Genomic DNA, 19,593 nt, shown 5'->3' on the forward strand with positions numbered 1-19,593 from the left:
AGCTCTTGGCGGAACGCCGGTGAGCGGCTAGGCTCCGCTGCATCCGGCCGCCATGACGTAAGCGTCATGCGGACGGCCCGTCAAGCGCGGATACCATAGCCCAAACGGCACGGATACGTCCCATGTCTTCCTGTATCGCGCTGATCGTCGCCGCCGGAAGCGGCCAGCGTTTCGGCGCCGAACAGCCCAAGCAGTATCTCGATCTGGCCGGGCAACCCGTTCTGCGCCGCACGGTCGAGGCCTTCCGTCGCCACCCCAAGGTGAGCGCGGTGCGCGTCGTCATCAATCCCGTGTTTCGCGATCTCTACGATGCGGCCGTCGCGGGGCTGGACCTGCCCGAACCGGTGGCCGGCGGGGCGTCCCGCCAGGATTCGGTGCGCAACGGGCTGGAGGCGTTGGCCGACTCGGCCCCTGACCTGGTGCTGATCCATGACGCGGCCCGCCCGCTGATCGATGCCGACACCATCGACAGGGTAATCGCGGCTCTGGCGACCCACCCCGCGGCGCTCGCCGCCGTGCCGGTCGCCGACACGCTGAAGCGTGGCAATGGAGATCCGGGCGGCGGGTTGGTGGCCGGCACGGTGGACCGCAGCGGCCTGTGGCGTGCCCAGACCCCGCAGGGTTTCCGCTTTCCCGACATCCTGGCCGCGCACCGTGCCGCCGCCGGGCTGGAACTGACCGACGACGCGGCGGTCGCCGAACGCGCAGGCCTGCCGGTCGCGCTGGTGCCCGCCAGGGAGGAGAATTTCAAGGTGACGACCCCCGACGACCTGACCCGCGCCGCCCGCGCGCTCGACTCCGCCCTGTCCGACATCCGAACCGGGTCGGGCTTCGACGTGCACCGCTTCGCCGAGGGCGACCATGTCACGCTCTGCGGCGTGCGGGTGCCGCACACGCACCGTCTGGACGGCCATTCGGACGCCGACGTCGGGCTGCACGCGCTGACCGACGCCATCCTGGGCGCGCTCTGCGCCGGCGACATCGGCAGCCATTTTCCGCCCAGCGACCCGCAATGGCGCGGCGCCGACAGCGCGCTGTTCCTGAAACACGCCGCGGAGCTGGTGACGGCGCGCGGCGGGCGGATCGCCCATGTCGACGTGACGATCATCTGCGAGCGCCCGAAGGTCGGCCCGCACCGCGAGGCGATGACCACGCGCGTTGCCGAAATCCTGGGCATGCCGGTGGACCGGGTCAGTGTGAAGGCGACGACGACGGAGCGGCTGGGCTTCACCGGGCGCGGCGAGGGCATCGCGGCGCAGGCGATGGCGACGGTCCGCCTGCCGGGATAGGTATTCTCAGCCCTCTCCCCTTTGGGGAAAGGGGATTCCGCACGACGACGAAAGGGACCCCGCATGTTTCCCGATCACATCCGTGAACTCGCCGCCAAGCTGCTCGCGGAATACGAACTGGCCGGCTACACGGTGGCGACCGCCGAATCCTGCACGGGCGGCCTCGTCGCGGGGGCGCTCACCGACATCGCGGGGTCGTCCAAGGTGGTGGACCGCGGCTTCGTCACCTACTCCAACGTCGCCAAGTCCGAGATGCTCGGCGTGCCGCCCAGCCTGATCCATGCCCACGGCGCGGTCAGCCCGGAGGTGGCGGTGGCGATGGCGGTCGGGGCGCTGGCCAAGTCGAAGGCCGACGTGACGGTGGCGGTGACCGGAGTCGCCGGTCCCGGCGGCGGGACTCCGGAAAAGCCGGTCGGGCGGGTCCACATCGCCACGGCGGTCCGCCGCGGGACCGCCAAGCACAAGGAATACACTTTCCCCGGAGACCGCGAGGCGGTGCGGTTGGCGACCGTGCAAGCCGCGCTGGAGCGGCTGCGCACGGCCCGCCCGGAAACCGCGATCCGTTGAGGGAGGACCGGCCTCAGGCGGTCCGCGCCGCGGCGGGCCGGGTGGCGCCGGCACCGTAGAGCTGGTTGGCGCGGGTCTCGAAGGCCTGCACCATCCGGCGCACCGCCTCGTTGAACAACACGCCCATGATCTTCTGCAGCATCTTCGAGCGAAACTCGAAGTCCACGTAGAAATCCACGCAGACACCGCCCTCGTGCGGGGTAAAGATCCAGTGGTTGTTCAGGTACTGGAACGGTCCCTCGGTGTACTGGACATTGATGCGGCGGTTCGCCTCGTCCAGCTCCACGCGCGAGGTGAAGCGTTCGCGCACCATCTTGAAGCCTATGACAAGGTCCGCGAACATCACGTCGCCTTCGTGGCGGCGGATGCGGGCGGCGAGGCACCAGGGCAGGAATTCCGGGTACTTCTCCACATCGGCGACCAGCCGGTACATCTGCTCCGGCGTGTAGGGAAGAACCTTCTTTTCCGCGTGCGTCGGCATACCCGCTCCGTTTCTCTTTCGGCCGCCTCTCAGCCCACCGCTGCCGCGAGCTTGCGGAGGCGAGCCTCCCGCAGCTTCGCGAAGTCCGCCCCCGCGTGATAGCTGGAGCGGGTCAGCGGCGTCGAGGCCACCATCAGGAAACCCTTGCCGCGGCCAAGTGTTGCGTAGCTCTGGAATTCTTCCGGAGTCACGAACCGGTCCACCGCCGCGTGCTTGGGCGTCGGCTGGAGGTACTGGCCGATCGTCATGAAGTCAACATCGGCGGCGCGCAGGTCGTCCATCACCTGCCCGACCTCCTCGCGCGTCTCGCCCAGGCCCACCATGATTCCGGACTTGGTGAACATGGACGGGTCCAGTTCCTTGACCCGTGCCAACAGTTGCAGCGAGGTGAAGTAACGGGCGCCCGGACGGATCGTCGGGTAGAGGCGCGGGGCGGTTTCCAAGTTGTGGTTGAAGACGTCGGGCTTCGCCTCGACCACCACCTCCACCGCACCCTTCTTCTTCTGGAAGTCGGGGGTGAGGATCTCGATGGTCGTGTCGGGTGACGCCGCGCGGATGGCGCGGATGGTGCGGGCGAAATGCTCCGCCCCGCCGTCCTCCAGGTCGTCGCGGTCCACCGAAGTGACGACGACGTGGCTCAGCTTCAGCTGGGCCACCGCCTCCGCCACATTGTCCGGCTCGTGCGGGTCGAGCTGGTCCGGGCGACCGGTGCCGACGTTGCAGAAGGCGCAGCCGCGGGTGCAGACGGAGCCGAGGATCATGAAGGTCGCGTGCTTGTGCTTCCAGCACTCCCCGATGTTCGGGCAGGCGGCCTCCTCGCACACGGTGTTGAGCTTGAGCCCGCGCATCAGGTTGCGCGTCTCGTTGTATTCCTGGCTGGTCGGCGCCTTGACGCGAATCCAGCCCGGTTTGCGCTGGATCGGGTTGTCGGGCTTGTGGGCCTTTTCGGGATGGCGAAGCTTCTCGGGGTGATCGGCCACGGTCATGGTCTGAAGTGCTCCCACGGGCTGCCCGATGGCAGCGCCGATGCTGAACGGTAACGCGCCGCCAACCGCGCAAGGGGCGGCGCAAAGGAACGGCGCAAGGCCGGCAGACACGGTCCCGCCGGATAGGCCGGAATGACCGACCGGTCAAGTCTGATTATTGGCCGCGACGAAACGACACCGCCAAAAGGATGACGGAGCCGCAATCGTTGCTCCCCCGCCCCGGAGGGCGAGGGAAGAAACGACCGTCGATCAGACTCGCCACTTAGAAGTGGATGGCCCGGCCATAGGCATCAAGCACCGACTCGTGCATCATTTCCGACAGGGTCGGATGCGGGAACACCGTCTGCATCAGCTCCTGCTCGGTGGTCTCCATGGTCTTGGCGACCGTGTAGCCCTGGATCAGCTCCGTCACCTCGGCGCCGACCATGTGGGCGCCCAGCAGCTCGCCGGTCTTGGCGTCGAACACGGTCTTCACCATGCCGTCCGCCTCGCCCAGCGCGATGGCCTTGCCGTTGCCGATGAAGGGGAAGCGGCCGACGCGGACCTCGTAGCCCGCCTCCTTCGCCTTCTTCTCGGTCAGACCGACCGACGCGATCTGCGGGTGCGAGTAGGTGCAGCCCGGGATGTTGCGGACGTCCAGCGCGTGCGGGTGCTTGCCGGCGATGTGCTCGACGGCGATGACGCCTTCGTGGCTGGCCTTGTGGGCGAGCCAGGGAGCCCCCGTCACGTCGCCGATGGCGTAGACGCCCGGCTCGTCGGTCTGGCAGTTGGCGTTGGTCTTGATGTGGCCACGGTCGGTCTGGACCTTGGTGTTCTCCAGGCCCAGATTCTCCGTGTTCGGCGAAATGCCGACGGCGAGGATCACGCGGTCGACCGTGATGTCCTCGGTCTTGCCGTTGGCCTCCACCGCCACCGTCACGCTGTCGGCGCCCTTGCGCAGGTTGCCGGCCTTGCCGTTGGTGATGATGCGCATGCCCTGCTTTTCGAACTGCTTGCGGGCGAAGGCCGAGATTTCCTCGTCCTCGACCGGCAGGATGCGGTCCATCACCTCGACCACCGTCACCTTGGCGCCCAGCTCGTTGTAGAAGCTGGCGAACTCGATGCCGATGGCGCCGGAGCCGATGACCAGCAGCGACTTCGGCGTCGTGTTCGGGGTCATCGCCTTGCGGTAGGTCCAGACGAGGTTGCCGTCGTCCTCCAGACCCGGCAGGGTGCGGGCGCGGGCGCCCGTGGCGATGATGATGTTCTTCGCCCCGAAGGTGCCGACCGCCGCACCGCCCTTGGACACGGCCACCTGCCCCTTGCCGAGCAGCTTGGCCTCGCCCTCGATGACGGCGACCTTGTTCTTCTTCAGCAGGTGCTTGACGCCGCCGTTGAGCTGCCCCGCCACCTTGCGGGACCGCTGAACGACCTTGTCCAGGTCGAAGGACGGGTTCTGGATGACCAGCCCGTACTCCGTGGCGTGCTTGGCGTTGCGCAGCACCTCGGCCGAGCGCAGGAGCGCCTTGGTCGGGATGCAGCCCCAGTTGAGGCAGATGCCGCCGAGGTTCTCGCGTTCCACCACCGCGGTGCTGAGGCCGAGCTGGGCGGCGCGGATCGCCGCCACATAGCCGCCCGGGCCGCCGCCGATGACGATGAGGTCGTAGTTCATGTCAGCCATGGTCGGCGCCCCCTTACAGCAGCATGCTCAGCGGGTCCTCGATCAGCTTCTTGAAAGCCGCGAGGAATTCCGCACCCTGCGCGCCGTCGGCGACGCGGTGGTCCACGGTGACCGAGACGGTCATCACAGTGGCGATGGCGAGCGCGCCGTTCTTCACGACCGGACGCTGCTCACCGGCGCCGACCGCCATGATGCAGGCCTGCGGCGGGTTGATGATCGCCGCGAACTCCCGGATGCCGTACATGCCGAGGTTCGAGATCGAGAAGGTGCCGCCCTGGTACTCTTCCGGCTTCAGCTTGCCGTCGCGGGCGCGCTCCGCCAGACCCTTCATCTCGTTGGAGATTTCGGCCAGGCCCTTGGTCTCCGCCTTCTTGACGATGGGCGTGATCAGGCCGGTCGGGGTGGCCACGGCGACCGAGATGTCGACGTGGTCGTAACGGAGGATGGCCTCCTCCGACCAGGCGGCGTTGATGTTCGGGAACTTCTTCAGCGTCAGCGCGGCGGCGCGGATGATGAAGTCGTTGACCGACAGCTTGTAGTCCTTGGAGCGGGCGTTCAGGTCGGCGCGGACCTTCAGCAGCGCGTCCAGTTCGCAGTCGATGGCCAGGAAGTAATCCGGCACCGTCTGCTGCACCTCGGTCAGACGACGGGAGATCGTCTTGCGCATGGAGCTGTTCGGCTGCGCCTTGTAGCGCATGCCCAGCTTGTCCGAGAGGTCCTTGGCGTCGATGCCCGCGGCCTTCGGGGCCGGAGCGGCAGCCGGAGCAGCCGCCGGGGCCGCGGCGGGAGCCTGGGCGGCGGCCTGCGGAGCGGCGGCCTTGGCGGTGCCGCCGGCCTTCGCGGCCTCGATGTCGGCCTTGACGATGCGGCCGTTCGGACCGGTGCCCTTGACGGCCTTCAGGTCGAGACCGGCCTGCTCGGCCAGACGGCGGGCCAGCGGGCTGGCGAACACGCGGCCACCGCCATGGGCGGGGGCCGAGGCCTGCGGAGCAGCCGCCGGAGCCGGAGCGGAAGCCGTCGGGGCCGGGGCCGCGGCGGGCGCCGCCGCGGGGGCGGGAGCCGGGGCAGCCGCCTTGGCGAGCGCGCTGTCGTCCTCGCCCTCTTCCAGCAGCACGGCGATCGGGGTGTTCACCGCGACGCCCTGCGTGCCGGCCTGCACGAGGATCTTGCCGAGACGGCCTTCGTCCGCCGCCTCGACTTCCATAGTGGCCTTGTCGGTTTCGATCTCGGCGATCACGTCGCCGGACTTCACCGCATCGCCTTCCTTCTTCAGCCACTTGGCGAGGTTGCCCTCGGTCATGGTCGGAGAGAGGGCGGGCATGAGAATCTGGATGGTCATTCGCTCGCCCTCCTTACTTGCGGTAGCAGGCCTTCTTCGCCGCTTCCGCGATGCGGTCGGGCGAAGGAAGGACGAGCTTTTCCAGGTTCGCCGCGTAGGGCATCGGCACGTCGAGGCCGGTCACGCGGATCACCGGGGCGTCCAGATAGTCGAAGGCCTGCTCCATCATCAGGGCCGACAGCTCGGCGCCGATTCCGCAGGTCGGCCAAGCCTCCTCGACGGTGACGAGGCGGTTGGTCTTCTTGACGGAGTTGACGATCGTCTCCGTGTCGAGCGGACGGATCGTGCGCAGGTCGATGACCTCGGCGCTGATCCCGTCCTTCTCCAGCAGATCGGCGGCGGCGAGCGCGTAGCTGACCATCAGCGAATGGGCGGTGATGGTCACGTCCGTGCCGGCGCGGCGGATCTTGGCGCGGCCGATCGGAACGATGAAGTCCTCGCTCTCCGGCACCTCGAAGGACTGGCCGTAGAGGATCTCGTTCTCGAGGAAGATGACCGGGTTCGGATCGCGGATGGCTGACTTCATCAGGCCCTTGAAGTCCGACGCGCTGTAGGGCGCGACGACCTTCAGGCCGGGCACACTGGCGTACCAGGGGGTGAAGTCCTGGCTGTGCTGCGCGGCGACGCGGGCGGCGGCGCCGTTCGGGCCGCGGAACACGATCGGGCAGCCCATCTGGCCGCCGGACATGTACAGCGTCTTGGCCGCCGAGTTCACGATGTGGTCGATCGCCTGCATCGCGAAGTTGAACGTCATGAACTCGACGATCGGGCGCAGGCCGCGGAAGGCCGCACCGACGCCCAGGCCGGCGAAGCCGATCTCGGTGATCGGCGTGTCGATGACGCGGTCGGCGCCGAACTCCTGGAGCAGGCCCTGCGACACCTTGTAGGCGCCCTGGTACTGCGCGACTTCCTCGCCCATCAGGAAGACGGTCGGGTCGCGGCGCATCTCTTCGGCCATGGCGTCGCGCAACGCTTCGCGGACGGTCTTCTTCACCGTCTTGTCGAAGAACTTGTCCTCGTCCGAGGCCGGCGGCGCGGCGGCCGGGCCAGAGGCCGGACCGACCGGCAAGGTGGCCGGGGCGTGCGCGCCCGTGTCCTTCACCACCGGCTCGGCGGCGACCTTCGGGGCCGGCGTCGGGGAGCCGGACACGGCGTCGGTGACGCTCTCGCCCTCGCCGAGGATCACGGCGATGGGGGTGTTCACGGCGACGTTCTCGGTGCCCTCGGCGACCAGGATCTTGCCGATGCGGCCTTCATCGACCGCCTCGACCTCCATGGTCGCCTTGTCGGTCTCGATCTCGGCGAGCACGTCGCCGGACTTGACCTCGTCACCTTCCTTTTTGACCCACTTCGCCAGCTTGCCCTCGGTCATGGTGGGCGACAGCGCCGGCATCAGCACTTCGATCGGCATTCCTCAACCTCCGGCGGCGCGGGTTCGCCGGGAGGCATAGCCTCCGGCCCTCGGCGCCGCTCCTCTTATCGTTGTCGTCAGGCTTCGACCAGGACGTCCGTCCACAGCTCCGCCGGATCGGGCTCGGGGCTCTGCTGCGCGAATTCGGCAGCCTCGGTCACCACGGCCTTGACCTCGCGGTCGATCTCTTTGAGCTGGTCCTCGGTCACGTAAGCGCCTTCCAGCAGGACGCGCTTCAGGTTGTCGATCGGATCGGACTCGCTCCGCATCTTCTCGACCTCCTCCTTGGTCCGGTACTTGGCCGGGTCGGACATCGAGTGGCCGCGGTAGCGGTAGGTCTTCATCTCGAGGATGACCGGGCCGTTGCCGGCGCGGATGTACTCGACCCACTTGTCGGCGGCCTCGCGGACCTCGAGGACGTCCATGCCGTTGACCTGATGGCCGGGAATGCCGTAGGCCGCACCGCGCTGGTGCAGTTCGCCCGCCGAGGCGCGCTCCTGCGAGGTGCCCATGGCGTACTTGTTGTTCTCGATCACGTAGAGCACCGGCAGCTTCCACAGCGCCGCCATGTTGAAGCTCTCGTAAACCTGCCCCTGGTTGATGGCGCCGTCGCCACAATAGACCGCGGACAGGCCGTCGTCCTTGTTGTACTTGTGCGAGAAGGCGAGGCCGGTGCCCAGCGGGACCTGCGCGCCGACGATGCCGTGGCCGCCGTAGAAGTTCTTCTCGCGGCTGAACATGTGCATCGAGCCGCCCTTGCCCTTGGAGTAGCCTCCACGGCGACCGGTCAGCTCGGCCATCACGCCCTTGGGGTCCATGCCGCAGGCCAACATGTGGCCATGGTCACGGTAGCTGGTGATGACGTCGTCGTTGTCCTTCAGCGCGGCCTGGATGCCGACCACAACGGCTTCCTGGCCGATGTAGAGGTGGCAGAAACCGCCGATGAGACCCATGCCGTAGAGCTGGCCCGCCTTCTCCTCGAAGCGGCGGATCAGAAGCATCTCGCGATAGTACTTGATCAGGTCCTCGGTCGAAGCGGCCTGCTTCGACGCGGAGTCAGTCTGCGCCTTCGGACGGCGTCGTGACGCGGCCATGTTTCCTCCCCAGGGTTTATGCAGCGACGGCAAGCGAACAGCCAGGGCTGCAGCACGTTGCGAGGGTACATCCCACTTATGAGGGTGCATCCCCCTCGCACCGGAAGCGGATGCGGGGCGCACAGTACACGACAAGCGCACGAGACGCAAATATCTGTTTTTAAACGCGAAATTCGGCGTTAACCGACTTTCGGTTAATTCACTGATATGGCCTACTTCTCAGCGCTAGCATCACCTTCGACCTGCGCCGGAGGGAGTGCGATTATGACGTCGCGGGGGCCTGAAAGGTTCAACATCGTGCGCGCACGCTCGTCCAGCATGTCGCGGTCCAGGTGGTCGCTGCGCATCAGTTGCGCGCGGCGGTCCATTCGCTCGCGCTCGGCCTTCACCTGATCCAGGACGGATTCCGCCGTGGCGATCTCCGCCTTCAGGTGGTTCATGGCGAGCAGCCCGCGGTCCCCCTGGACGGCGTAATAGACGAAGTAGGCGACGACGCAGGAGCCGATGGCCGGCCCGATGGCCTGGCGAAGGGCGCTTTTGGCGGCGCGTTTCAGCGAGTCGGTGAGGTTCTGGAGCATGGTCATGGCGGTATGATGGAATCATACGCGATTCCTTCGGTCAAACGGAAAAGAAGCAATCCGAAAGAATTCACCGCGCCATGCTCTTTGCGGCGCCGAGTAATAGGCGGTTTACACCCCCAAAGGAGAATGACACAGCGCGCAACCTTCGAAAGAAGGCGGGTTGCGCTTCACTCCGGCGGGACCTCGCGCGGGCGGCGGTCCTCGCCGATGGCGACGTAGGTGAACACGCCCTCCGTCACCTTGATCGCCTCCCCCGCGCTGCGCTGGCGGCGCACCCAGGTCTCGACCCGGACGCGGATGGAGGTGCGGCCCACCTTGGTGACATGGGCGAAGCAGCTCACCTCATCGCCGACATAGACCGGCTTGTGGAAGGTCATCGCCTCGATCCCCACCGTCGCAACGCGCCCGCCCGCACGGCGCAGGGCGGCGACGCCGCCGGCCAGATCCATCTGGGACAGCAGCCAGCCGCCGAAGATGTCGCCGTTGGGGTTGGTGTCCGCCGGCATGGCGATGGTGCGCAACGCCGGACCGCCTTCCATGTCGGGTTGGGCTTGGTTCTGATCGGTGGGAGTGCCGTCGCTCATCGTGCCTCCGCCCTCGTTCATTCTGGGGTCGAAAAAGCGCATCACAAAATATGGTGCGGGGAGTATATAGGAGCCACCGCATGCGCTTGCGCAGCCCTGACGAAATTCCTATAACTGGGGCCATGAGCGATCTTTTCGAGAACACGGCGCGCAAGGCCGAGACCTATTCCGCCCAGGATATTGAGGTTCTGGAGGGGCTTGAGCCCGTCCGCCGGCGCCCCGGCATGTACATCGGCGGCACCGACGACCGGGCGCTGCACCATCTGGTGGCCGAGGTTCTGGACAACGCCATGGACGAGGCGGTGGCCGGCCACGCCAGCCGCATCGACCTGGAGCTGACCGCCGACGGCACGGTGGTGGTGCGCGACAACGGGCGCGGCATCCCGATCGACGACCACCCCAAGTACCCGGGCAAGTCGGCGCTGGAGGTCATCCTCACCACCCTGCATTCGGGCGGCAAATTCTCCAACAAGGTCTACCAGACCTCCGGCGGTCTGCACGGCGTCGGCCTGTCGGTGGTCAACGCCCTGTCCGACCGGCTGACGGTGGAGGTGGCGCGCGACCGCCAGCTCTACGTGCAGCAGTACAGCCGCGGCCTGCCCCAGGGGCCGCTGACCCGCCAGGGCGCGGCCAATCGCCGCGGCACGACCATCCGCTTCCACGCCGACCCCGAGATTTTCGGTGAGGCCGCCCATTTCGAGCCGCACCGGCTGTACCGGCTGGCGCGCTCCAAGGCCTACCTGTACCGGGGCGTGGAGATCCGCTGGAGCTGCGACCCGTCGCTGCTGTCGGCGGAATCCACCACTCCGGCGCAGGAGACGCTGCACTTCCCCGGCGGCCTGCTCGACTACCTGAACGCCGCCCTGAAGGAACGCCGGACGCTGACCCGCCTGCCCTTCTCCGGCGCGCTGGACTTCCCGAACCAGCAGGGCCGCGTGGAATGGGCCATCGCCTGGCCGGAGGATGACGAGGGCTTCTCCCACACCTACTGCAACACGGTGCCCACCCCGCAAGGCGGCACCCACGAGGCCGGCCTGCGCGCCGCGCTGACCCGCGGCCTGAAGGGCTACGGCGAGCTGACCAACAACAAGCGCGCCGCCCAGGTCACCGCGGACGACGTGATGGGCGACGCCTGCATCCTGCTGTCGGTCTTCATCCGCGAGCCGCATTTCCAAGGCCAGACCAAGGAGAAGCTGGTCACGGCGGAAGCCCACCGGCTGGTCGAGGCGGCGATCAAGGATCACTTCGACCACTGGCTGTCCGGTGACCCGTCCTCGTCCAAGGCCCTTCTGGAACGGCTGATCGAGAAGGCGGAGGAGCGCGCCAAGCGCAAGCAGTCCAAGGAGTTGGGACGAAAGTCCGCAACCCGGCGCCTGCGCCTGCCCGGCAAGCTGGCCGACTGCTCGCGCAACTCGCCGGAGGGGACGGAGATCTTCCTGGTCGAGGGCGATTCGGCAGGCGGTTCCGCCAAACAGGCGCGCAACCGCGAGACCCAGGCCATCCTGCCGCTGCGCGGCAAGATCCTGAACGTCGCCTCGGCCTCCTCCGACAAGATGAAGGCCAACCAGGAGCTGAACGACCTCACCCAGGCGCTGGGCTGCGGGGTGGGCAAGGACTTCTCCAGCGACAAGCTGCGCTACGAGCGGGTCATCATCATGACCGACGCCGACGTGGACGGCGCGCACATCGCCTCGCTGCTGATGACCTTCTTCTATCGGGAGATGGGCGGGCTGATCCAGAACGGGCACCTGTATCTGGCCCTGCCGCCGCTCTACCGCATCAGCCACGGCGCCAAGTCGGTCTACGCCCGCGACGACGCACACAAGGACCAGCTCATGAACAAGACGTTCAAGGGCAAGAAGGTGGAGATCAGCCGGTTCAAGGGCTTGGGCGAAATGATGCCGGCCCAGCTCCGCGAAACGACCATGGACCCGGCCAAGCGGACACTGCTGCGCGTCGTCGTGCCGAACAGCGCCGACCCCGAGCAGGCCGAGGACGTCAAGGCCACCAGGACCCGCGTCGAGGAACTGATGGGCCGCCGTCCGGAGCTGCGCTTCCAGTTCATCCAGGAGAACGCAAAGTTCGTCCGGGTCGACGACATCGACGTGTAAGCCGCGGCGCGCTACGCTCGTTGGCGCACGAATCAACGTCATGGACCCCGGCCGTATGACCGCGACGCTCGCTTTGTACCAGACGGACCTCTTCCGCCCGACCTACCGTCCATGGAAGGGCGAGCGCTGGGAGCTTCTGCTCGCCCCGATGCTGATCTGCAAGGGCTATTGGAGCGAGGCGATGCTGGTCACCGACATGGCCGGGCTGATCCGCCATGACGGGCCGGCGTCGCGCACCTGGATGTCGATGACCCCCATGGAGATTGAAAGCCAGGAGATCGGCTGCCGCTTCGCGGCGGGGCACACGGTGGTCATGGGGCTCGGCATGGGCTGGGCCGCCGCCAATGCCGCCCTGCGGCCCGAGGTCACGCGCGTCACGGTGGTCGAACTCGACCCCGAGGTGATCGCGGTGAACGCCACGATGGACGTGTTCGGCCAGCTTCCGCCCGAGGCCGCCGCCAAGGTGACGGTGATCCAGGGCGACGCCCTCGCCCACAGGCCCGACGAGCCGGCGGACACGCTGATGGCCGACATCTGGCAGCCGCTTTACGGCGACGACCGGCTGGAGCAGGTGCGCCGCATGCGGGACAACACCGGCGCCTCCCAGGTCTACTACTGGGGCCAGGAGATGGACATCGCCCATCGCGCCCGCCAGCTCGGCCTGCCTCTGGACACCGCCTCGGTGGGCCGCATCGTCGGGGACATGGGGCTGCCGCTGGTCGGCCCCACGGAGGTCCCCAATTATCCGGAGCTGATCGAGCGCGCCGCCCGGAACTGGCTGCGCACCGACTGGACCCCGCCGGGATACGCGGTCGGCTGAGCGGCGGTTCTTCCGGAGGGCATGGGCTTGCCGGTGCCGAAGCGGCATCCCATGATTGTTCACCCCCCTGTCCACTCAGAAGCCCAGGCGAGCCATGACCTTCCTGCCCCGTGCCAGCCTTCTCGCCCTCTGCGCGATGGCGGCGGCCTGCACCAACGAGCGCGTGGTGGCCGACCTGCCAGTTCCCGCCTATACGCTGAGCGAGGTGTCCTACGCCGCCTCCAACCGCGACCTGCGTGTGGTGATCCACGGCAATCCGTTCGGCATGGACCCGCAAACCTTCGGGCCTCTGGTGACCGCCAACATGCAGAACCGCATCTCCGGCGTGCGCACCAACTTCACCACCACGCCGAACCAGACGGCTCGGCCCGACTACCGGGTCGTCCTGGCCTTCAACCCCGCCGAGACGACGCTGAACTCATACCTGTGCAGCGGCCAGCCCCTGCGCACCAGCCCGCCCGGGGGTCCCATCGTGGTCCAGGGCGCTTTCTGCCGCGGCGGCGGCACGCTGTCCTCGGCCACCGGCTGGCTCGACCGTCCGCAGGGACCGAACGACCCGGATTTCCGGTCGCTCATCAGCGATATGACCTTCGCCCTTTTTCCGGCCCGCCGCGCCGACCTGGACGGCTGCAGCGGAGGCCCTGACTGCTGAGGCGAGACGGCGTTCAGGCGTAGAGAAGCCACTGCCGAAGCAACGCGGTGACCGCCTGCGGCCGCTCCATGGCCGACAGGTGGCCGCAATCCTCGATCAGGGCGAGACGGGCGCCGGGGATCCCCTCGGCGATCTCCTCGTGCAGCGCCGGGGGCGTGATGGCGTCCTGCCGTCCGCACAGCACCAGCGTCGGGCAGGCGATGGCCCCCAGCCCGGGGCGGCTGTCCGGGCGGTTCATGATGGCGGTCTGCTGCCGGATATAGCCGTCCGCCCCGACCCGCTGGGCCTGGGCCTGCACCGAGTCGACCAGAGCGGCTTCGCCGCTGCGGTCGGGATGGACGAGGCGCGGCATGCCGGCGGCCACCACCTGGCGCAACCGTCCCTGCCCCACCAGACGCATGGCGTCTTGGCGGGTGGCCGTCTGCTCCGGCGTATCGGGGCGGGCGCTGGTGTCGAGCAGGGCGAGCTTCGCCACCCGTTCCGGCGCCTGCCGCAGAATCTCGAAGGCGACATAGCCCCCCATCGACAGGCCGGCAAGCGCGAATCGCGCCGGAGCCTGCGCCAGCACGGCGGCGGCGAGGGCGGTCATGGAGTCTTGGCCGGTCAAGTCGCCGACGACGGTCTCCGCCACATCGGCCAGATGGCCGGTCTGGTGCTCCCACAGCGCGGCGTCCAGCGGCATGCCGGGCAGCAGGATCAGGGGAATTCGGTCGCTCATTCCTCTTCCTTTCCCACAGTCAGCGGATCAGATCCAGAACCGCCTTGAAAGCGGGGATGTCCGACCGCTCCATCCATTCGAACAGGACCATCTCGGTGCTGACGATGGTCGCCCCGGCGGCGCGCATGCGGGCGATGCCAAGTTCCGCGTTGGCGGGCACGCGCGACGACACGGCGTCGGCCACCAGCACCACTTCGAACCCCAGTTCGACCAGCGACAGCGCCGTCTGCATGACGCAGACATGGGCCTCCGACCCAGCCAGCACGATCTGCCGACGGCCGATCCGCTCCAGCCGCTCCAGGAAGGCCGGCTCCCGCGCGGCGGAGAAGCTGATCTTCTCCACCACCCCGTCCGGCGGCAGCAGGGCGCGCAGGGAGGCGGCGGTGGGACCGAGCCCCTTGGGATATTGTTCGGTGGCGAAGGCCGGCACGCCGAGCAGCGCCGCGCCCTTCAGCAGCCTCGCGGCGTTGTGCTCCACCCGCGCGGACTCGGCGATCGACGGCATCAGCTTTTCCTGGATATCGACCACCACCAGGACGGAGCGTTGGGAAGAAAGGAGCATCGCGGGACTGCCTTTTTGATTGTCCGGTTCAGACGGCGAAAATGGACGCCAGAGCGTCCACAACCGCCGCAAGGGCCGGATTTCCGCGGTTTGCGCGGCCTTTTCACAGCCTAGCCGAGCGGGCGCGGGACGCCAAGCGGCCCGTCCGGACCCGCGCGATGAGCGATTTCATCACAAGGTCTATTGACACCGCCCTTTGACTTCATATTCTGCCGCACCATCTACTCGTCGGGCCGCATCGGCACGATTTTCGCACTCCAGACAGAAACAGGTTGGATGCTCTTTTCGGAACTTGGGCTTGGACCTGACGTCCTGCGGGCAATCGAGGACAAGGGTTACACCCAGCCGACGCCAATTCAGGAACAGGCCATTCCCTGGGTCCTGCAAGGCCGCGACGTGCTCGGCTGCGCGCAAACCGGCACCGGGAAGACGGCCAGCTTCACCTTGCCGATGATCAGCATCCTGGCTTCGGGCCGGGCGCGGGCGCGCATGCCCCGATCGCTCATCCTGGAGCCGACTCGGGAGCTGGCGGCGCAGGTCGCCGAGAGCTTCGAGACCTACGGCAAGCACCACAAGCTCAGCATGGCGCTCCTGATCGGCGGGGAAACCTTCACCGAGCAGGTGAAGCGGCTGGACCGCGGTGTTGACGTGCTGATCGCGACGCCGGGCCGTCTGATCGATCTGTTCGAACGCGGCAACATCATGCTCAACGACATCAAGGTCTTCGTCATCGACGAGGCGGACCGGATGCTCGACATGGGCTTCATCCCGGACATCGAGCGGATCGTCAGCAAGCTGCCCAAGCTGCGCCAGACGCTGTTCTTCTCCGCCACCATGCCGCCGGAGATCCGCCGTCTGGCCGACGCCTTCCTGTCGAACCCGAAGGAAGTGACCGTCGCGCCGCCGGCCTCCCCGTCGGAGACGGTGACCCAGGCGATGGCCTTGGTGCACGAGGAGGACAAGCGCAAGGCGCTGCGCCACCTGCTGCGCACCGAGGACGTCAAGAACGCCTTCATCTTCTGCAACCGCAAGCGCGACGTCGCCATCCTGCAGAAGTCGCTGGAAAGCCACGGCTTCAACGCTGGCGCGCTGCACGGCGACATGGTGCAGTCGAAGCGGATGGAGACGCTGGAGGCCTTCAAGAAGGGCGAGATCACGCTGCTCGTCTGTTCCGACGTGGCGGCGCGCGGCCTGGACGTCCAGGGGCTCAGCCACGTCTTCAACTTCGACGTTCCGGTCAGCGCCGAAGACTATGTCCACCGCATCGGACGCACCGGCCGGGCGGGCCGCTCGGGCCGCGCCTTCACGCTGGCCAGCCCGCTGGACGGCAAGCAGGTTTCGGCCATCGGCCGTCTCATCAAGCGGGAGATTCCGTTGATCGCGATTGACGGCCTCGAATCGGCCGAGTTCCTCAGCGAGGACGAGGCGCGCCGTGGCCGCAGCCGGGGCCGCGGCAAGGACAAGGAGCGCGGCGACCGCGCGCCGCGCGAACAGCGTGCCGAACGTCCCGACCGCGAGGATCGGGCGCCCCGCGAGGATCGGGCGCCCCGCGAGGAGCGTCAGGCCCGGGAGGAGCGCCCGGTGCGTGAGGAGCGTCAACCGCGTGAGGAGCGCCAGCCGCGCGAATCGTTGGCCGCCGCCGAGGCCCGCCGCCAGCAGGAGCCCCGTCGGGACCGCGACCGTGATCGCCGCCGTCGCCGCGACGAGGACGAGGACGACGCGCCTGTGATCGGCTTCGGCGACCATATGCCGGCCTTCATGCTCCGCTCCGCGCGGCGCCCGGCCCCGGCTGAACCCGCCGAGCAATCCTCGCAGGAGGGCTGACCGCCATGCAGACCATCTTCGTCATGGTCAAATGCGAGCTGGGCAAGGCTTATCAGGTGGCCGATCAGGCCGTTCAGGACATCGAGCAGGTGTCGGAGGTGCACTCCATCTCCGGCCAGTACGATCTGCTGATGAAGTGTTACCTGCCCCAGGATCTGGACATCGGCCGATTCGTGACCGAGAACATCCAGACCCTGGCCGGGGTGCGCGACACCTTCACCCTCATCGCCTACAAGGCCTTCGCCTAGGCGCTCGACGGGTGCGAAAACCGCCTCCACGAGGCGCGGACCGGGCATGAATGAGGGGACCTCCGCGACTTGCGGCCGGTCCCTTTTTTCATGACTCAGCCTTACGGCAACAGGCCTTGGACAATTCGCGAGACGCGCCGCGAAACCGTTGACTTGGCCGGTTGGTTACCTCAAACGTTCCGCATGTCCCAGCTCCCGTCCCGACATGCCCGGCGCGCCCGCGCCACCAGCCCGAAGATGCACCGCCCGTTGGACCGCCGGTCGCTGGTCCTGCGATCCGGCATCGTCGCCCTGATGGCCTCCTGCGGCGTCGTCCTGGCCGATCTGGCCGACGCGCAGCAGCCCCCCCCTCCGGCACCGCAGGCGAACGCCGCTCCGCCGGTCGGGGCGGATCGGGGCGGACGTCTCGACGTCGTCGTGCCGTCGCCGGGACCATCCAACGGAAAGCCGCAGGACCCGCCCGTCCTTCTCGGAGCCGACACGGTTACCTTCGACGAGGCGAACAGCCTCGTGACGGCGTCCGGCAACGTGGAACTGTCGCAGGGCGCGCGAACCGTTCACGCCGACTCGATCACCTACAACCAGAAGACCAAGGTGGTCATCGCGTCCGGCAACGTCCGTCTGGTCGAGCCGTCGGGCGACATCCTGTTCTCCAACTACGCGGAACTGACCGACGACATGCGCGACGCGTTCGTCGAGAACGTCCGCATGCTGATGACCGACAACAGCCGCATGGCCGGCACCGAGGGCGAGCGCCGTGGCGGAAGGCTGATCCGCCTGAACCGCGCCGTCTACAGCCCCTGCGAGCTGTGCAAGTCCGATCCATCCAGCCCGCCGGTCTGGCAAATCCGCGCCGCCCGCGTGGTCCAGGACAACGAGGACCACGAGGTCCGCTACCGCGACGCTGTCATGGAGATGTTCGGCGTCCCGTTCTTCTACACTCCCTACCTGTCCCACCCCGATCCCACGGTGGACCGGCGCTCGGGCTTCCTGACGCCGAGCTTCCGGAACAACTCCGAACTCGGCTTCGGCGCCATCTCCCATTATTACTGGGACATCGCGCCGGACCAGGATGCCACCTTCGACCTCGGCGGCTACTCCAACCAGGGCCTGTTCCTGGGCGGCCAGTACCGCAAGCGTTTCGAAAACGGGCGGTTGCAGCTCGACGTGTCGGGGACGCAGGGCGAAATTCCCAACGGCACGCTGAAGGGCGCCGACGACCGCCGCTGGCGCGGTCACGCCTTCGCCAGCGGCCTGTTCGACATCGACGAGACGTGGCGCTGGGGTTTCAACCTGAAGCGGGCGAGCGACGAACTGTATTTGCGCCGCTACTTCAACATCCGGGACGAGGTGCTGACCAGCCGGGCCTTCGTCGAGGGCTTCAACGGCCGCAACTACGCGGCGGTGAACGCCTACAGCTTCCAGGATCTGCGTTGGGGCAACACGGTGCAGGAGCCCTACGTGCTGCCCGAGGCGCGCTACAACGCCCTGGGCGAGCCGGGCAGCCTGCTGGGCGGGCGCTGGTCCCTGGACAGCAGCCTGCTGGCCGTCGCCCGCCCAGGCAGCGGTGGCCCGGACACCCAGCGTCTGGCCATGCAGCCCGGCTGGCAGCGCGACATCTATTCCAACCTCGGCTTCGTCACCACGATCGAGGGCAGCGTCCTGCTGGCCGGCTACACCGCCCAGCGGTTCGATCCGAACGATCCGGCCGGTACCGGCAACGACAGCGTCCAGCGCCTGCGCTTCTTCCCGCAGGCCACGACGACGGTGCGCTATCCCTTCGTCCGGTACGGCGAAAGCAATTTCCAGACCATCGAGCCGATCGGGCAGATCAGCGTGTCGCCGAATGTGGACAACGATCCGGCCTTCCCGAACGAGGACAGCCTCGACGTCGAGTTCGACGAGGTCAACCTGCTGATGCCGAATCGCTTCACCGGCATCGACCGGCTGGACGGCGGCCTTCGCGCGACCTATGGCCTGCGCACGACGTTCCAGGGCTACAAGGTCGGATCGGCCAGCCTGTTCGTCGGTCAGAGCTTCCGCGCCGACGACACGGAGAATTTCCGCGGCGGGTCGGGTCTCGACAAGAAGTCGTCGGATTATGTCGGTCGCCTCGACCTGCGCCCGGCGGACTGGCTGGACGTGAACTACGGCTTCCGCATCGACCACGACACGCTGAAGCCACGCCGCCATTCGGTCAACGCGTCGGCCGGCGTGCCGCTGCTGCGCGTCGCCAGCACCTACACCTACGTCGACCAGACCGAGAATCCCTACGTCGTCGAGCGGAACGAGGTGGAGCAGGCGGGCATCTCGGTGTCGTCCCAGTTCTCGCAGCACTGGTCGATCGGCGTGTCCCATTCCCAGTCCTTCCGTCCCGATGCGGGACCGCGCTCCAGCGCGGGCATCCTGCGCTACCAGGACGAATGCCTGATCTTCGAAACCATCGCCCAACGCGACTACACCGTCATCCAGAACGGCGAGCAGGAGGGGAACACCATCTTCTTCCGCTTCGTGTTCAAGAATGTCGGCGAGTTCCGCACGCCGGGGATCAGCGCCGGATTCCTCGGCCCGTCCGGGGCCAGCAACTGATCGGGAGCCGAGTCTCCCGCCAAGGTCAAGGGGTTGCATCGGGCGGCCGATCTGGGTAGCCATAGCACCCTCTCCTT

Annotated in this window: 18 protein-coding genes; 8 read left to right on the top strand and 10 right to left on the bottom strand. The window is 67.6% G+C overall.

All coding sequences use genetic code 11. The features are described from left to right. Positions 1-122 precede the first annotated feature (122 nt). Positions 123-1,289, top strand: a complete 1,167-nt coding sequence (locus tag FHW79_RS09270) for a bifunctional 2-C-methyl-D-erythritol 4-phosphate cytidylyltransferase/2-C-methyl-D-erythritol 2,4-cyclodiphosphate synthase (protein ID WP_183178640.1) — start codon at positions 123-125, stop codon at positions 1,287-1,289. Between the two features lie 63 nt (positions 1,290-1,352). Then, on the top strand, positions 1,353-1,856 hold the full coding sequence (locus tag FHW79_RS09275; protein ID WP_183178641.1) for a CinA family protein: 504 nt from the start codon (positions 1,353-1,355) through the stop codon (positions 1,854-1,856). Positions 1,857-1,869: 13 nt separating this feature from the next. Here FHW79_RS09275 and FHW79_RS09280 read toward each other — a convergent pair whose 3' ends face one another. From FHW79_RS09280 to FHW79_RS09315, 8 genes are all read right to left on the bottom strand, one after another. Then, a complete protein-coding gene (locus FHW79_RS09280; protein WP_183178642.1) occupies positions 1,870-2,337 on the bottom strand; it encodes a type II toxin-antitoxin system RatA family toxin in 468 nt (155 codons plus the stop codon). Between the two features lie 29 nt (positions 2,338-2,366). Beyond that, a complete protein-coding gene (gene lipA / locus FHW79_RS09285) occupies positions 2,367-3,323 on the bottom strand; it encodes a lipoyl synthase (protein ID WP_183178643.1) in 957 nt (318 codons plus the stop codon). Between the two features lie 262 nt (positions 3,324-3,585). Further along, positions 3,586-4,983 carry a dihydrolipoyl dehydrogenase gene (gene lpdA / locus FHW79_RS09290; RefSeq protein WP_183178644.1) on the bottom strand — a complete coding sequence of 466 codons (1,398 nt, stop codon included), beginning with the start codon at positions 4,981-4,983 and terminating at the stop codon, positions 3,586-3,588. 13 nt (positions 4,984-4,996) lie between these two features. Then, positions 4,997-6,322, bottom strand: a complete 1,326-nt coding sequence (locus FHW79_RS09295) for a pyruvate dehydrogenase complex dihydrolipoamide acetyltransferase (protein ID WP_183178645.1) — start codon at positions 6,320-6,322, stop codon at positions 4,997-4,999. Between the two features lie 13 nt (positions 6,323-6,335). Beyond that, positions 6,336-7,733: a pyruvate dehydrogenase complex E1 component subunit beta gene (locus FHW79_RS09300; RefSeq protein ID WP_114860155.1), complete on the bottom strand. Its 1,398-nt coding sequence runs from the start codon at positions 7,731-7,733 to the stop codon at positions 6,336-6,338. Between the two features lie 77 nt (positions 7,734-7,810). Continuing rightward, positions 7,811-8,827 carry a pyruvate dehydrogenase (acetyl-transferring) E1 component subunit alpha gene (gene pdhA / locus FHW79_RS09305; RefSeq protein ID WP_014198781.1) on the bottom strand — a complete coding sequence of 339 codons (1,017 nt, stop codon included), beginning with the start codon at positions 8,825-8,827 and terminating at the stop codon, positions 7,811-7,813. A gap of 212 nt (positions 8,828-9,039) precedes the next feature. Then, complete coding sequence (locus tag FHW79_RS09310; RefSeq protein WP_014198780.1) at positions 9,040-9,411, bottom strand: septum formation initiator family protein; 372 nt, start codon at positions 9,409-9,411, stop codon at positions 9,040-9,042. Positions 9,412-9,575: 164 nt separating this feature from the next. Further along, positions 9,576-9,992 carry an acyl-CoA thioesterase gene (locus FHW79_RS09315; protein ID WP_014198778.1) on the bottom strand — a complete coding sequence of 139 codons (417 nt, stop codon included), beginning with the start codon at positions 9,990-9,992 and terminating at the stop codon, positions 9,576-9,578. 122 nt (positions 9,993-10,114) lie between these two features. On the opposite strand from FHW79_RS09315, the gene parE reads away from it, so the two are divergent. From parE to FHW79_RS09330, 3 genes are all read left to right on the top strand, one after another. Beyond that, entirely contained in the window at positions 10,115-12,103 is a 1,989-nt protein-coding gene (gene parE, locus FHW79_RS09320; RefSeq protein WP_183178646.1) for a DNA topoisomerase IV subunit B, read from the top strand. A gap of 55 nt (positions 12,104-12,158) precedes the next feature. Then, the gene (locus tag FHW79_RS09325) at positions 12,159-12,923 is read left to right on the top strand and encodes a hypothetical protein (protein WP_183178647.1); all 765 of its coding nucleotides are present in this window, start codon (positions 12,159-12,161) and stop codon (positions 12,921-12,923) included. 94 nt (positions 12,924-13,017) lie between these two features. Next, positions 13,018-13,575 (top strand): hypothetical protein, encoded by a 558-nt coding sequence (locus tag FHW79_RS09330; RefSeq protein WP_183178648.1) that lies wholly within the window; start codon positions 13,018-13,020, stop codon positions 13,573-13,575. 13 nt (positions 13,576-13,588) lie between these two features. Here the strand turns inward: FHW79_RS09330 and FHW79_RS09335 are convergent, their stop codons facing one another. After that, positions 13,589-14,293, bottom strand: a complete 705-nt coding sequence (locus tag FHW79_RS09335; protein ID WP_183178649.1) for an alpha/beta fold hydrolase — start codon at positions 14,291-14,293, stop codon at positions 13,589-13,591. 19 nt (positions 14,294-14,312) lie between these two features. Further along, complete coding sequence (locus FHW79_RS09340) at positions 14,313-14,855, bottom strand: hydrolase (protein ID WP_183178650.1); 543 nt, start codon at positions 14,853-14,855, stop codon at positions 14,313-14,315. A gap of 276 nt (positions 14,856-15,131) precedes the next feature. Between FHW79_RS09340 and FHW79_RS09345 the strand changes: the two genes are divergently transcribed. The 3 genes from FHW79_RS09345 (at position 15,132) to lptD (ending at position 19,516) form a co-directional block, all read left to right on the top strand. Then, entirely contained in the window at positions 15,132-16,679 is a 1,548-nt protein-coding gene (locus FHW79_RS09345) for a DEAD/DEAH box helicase (protein ID WP_183178651.1), read from the top strand. A 5-nt stretch (positions 16,680-16,684) separates the two neighbouring features. Beyond that, the gene (locus tag FHW79_RS09350) at positions 16,685-16,927 is read left to right on the top strand and encodes an Lrp/AsnC ligand binding domain-containing protein (protein ID WP_149466929.1); all 243 of its coding nucleotides are present in this window, start codon (positions 16,685-16,687) and stop codon (positions 16,925-16,927) included. 183 nt (positions 16,928-17,110) lie between these two features. Further along, entirely contained in the window at positions 17,111-19,516 is a 2,406-nt protein-coding gene (lptD, locus tag FHW79_RS09355; protein ID WP_183178652.1) for an LPS assembly protein LptD, read from the top strand. The last annotated feature ends 77 nt before the right edge of the window (positions 19,517-19,593 follow it).

Source organism: Azospirillum sp. OGB3, assembly GCF_014192915.1.
Lineage (GTDB): Bacteria > Pseudomonadota > Alphaproteobacteria > Azospirillales > Azospirillaceae > Azospirillum.

Bases quoted from the DNA above. Each gene is read 5' to 3' on its own strand.
- FHW79_RS09310 (WP_014198780.1), bottom strand. From the start codon at position 9,411: ATGACCATGCTCCAGAACCTCACCGACTCGCTGAAACGCGCCGCCAAA.
- FHW79_RS09295 (WP_183178645.1), bottom strand. From the start codon at position 6,322: ATGACCATCCAGATTCTCATGCCCGCCCTCTCTCCGACCATGACCGAG.
- pdhA (WP_014198781.1), bottom strand. From the start codon at position 8,827: ATGGCCGCGTCACGACGCCGTCCGAAGGCGCAGACTGACTCCGCGTCG.
- lpdA (WP_183178644.1), bottom strand. From the start codon at position 4,983: ATGGCTGACATGAACTACGACCTCATCGTCATCGGCGGCGGCCCGGGC.
- FHW79_RS09280 (WP_183178642.1), bottom strand. From the start codon at position 2,337: ATGCCGACGCACGCGGAAAAGAAGGTTCTTCCCTACACGCCGGAGCAG.
- FHW79_RS09335 (WP_183178649.1), bottom strand. From the start codon at position 14,293: ATGAGCGACCGAATTCCCCTGATCCTGCTGCCCGGCATGCCGCTGGAC.
- FHW79_RS09330 (WP_183178648.1), top strand. From the start codon at position 13,018: ATGACCTTCCTGCCCCGTGCCAGCCTTCTCGCCCTCTGCGCGATGGCG.
- FHW79_RS09325 (WP_183178647.1), top strand. From the start codon at position 12,159: ATGACCGCGACGCTCGCTTTGTACCAGACGGACCTCTTCCGCCCGACC.
- FHW79_RS09300 (WP_114860155.1), bottom strand. From the start codon at position 7,733: ATGCCGATCGAAGTGCTGATGCCGGCGCTGTCGCCCACCATGACCGAG.
- FHW79_RS09345 (WP_183178651.1), top strand. From the start codon at position 15,132: ATGCTCTTTTCGGAACTTGGGCTTGGACCTGACGTCCTGCGGGCAATC.
- FHW79_RS09350 (WP_149466929.1), top strand. From the start codon at position 16,685: ATGCAGACCATCTTCGTCATGGTCAAATGCGAGCTGGGCAAGGCTTAT.
- parE (WP_183178646.1), top strand. From the start codon at position 10,115: ATGAGCGATCTTTTCGAGAACACGGCGCGCAAGGCCGAGACCTATTCC.
- FHW79_RS09275 (WP_183178641.1), top strand. From the start codon at position 1,353: ATGTTTCCCGATCACATCCGTGAACTCGCCGCCAAGCTGCTCGCGGAA.
- FHW79_RS09270 (WP_183178640.1), top strand. From the start codon at position 123: ATGTCTTCCTGTATCGCGCTGATCGTCGCCGCCGGAAGCGGCCAGCGT.
- lipA (WP_183178643.1), bottom strand. From the start codon at position 3,323: ATGACCGTGGCCGATCACCCCGAGAAGCTTCGCCATCCCGAAAAGGCC.
- FHW79_RS09340 (WP_183178650.1), bottom strand. From the start codon at position 14,855: ATGCTCCTTTCTTCCCAACGCTCCGTCCTGGTGGTGGTCGATATCCAG.
- FHW79_RS09315 (WP_014198778.1), bottom strand. From the start codon at position 9,992: ATGAGCGACGGCACTCCCACCGATCAGAACCAAGCCCAACCCGACATG.
- lptD (WP_183178652.1), top strand. From the start codon at position 17,111: ATGTCCCAGCTCCCGTCCCGACATGCCCGGCGCGCCCGCGCCACCAGC.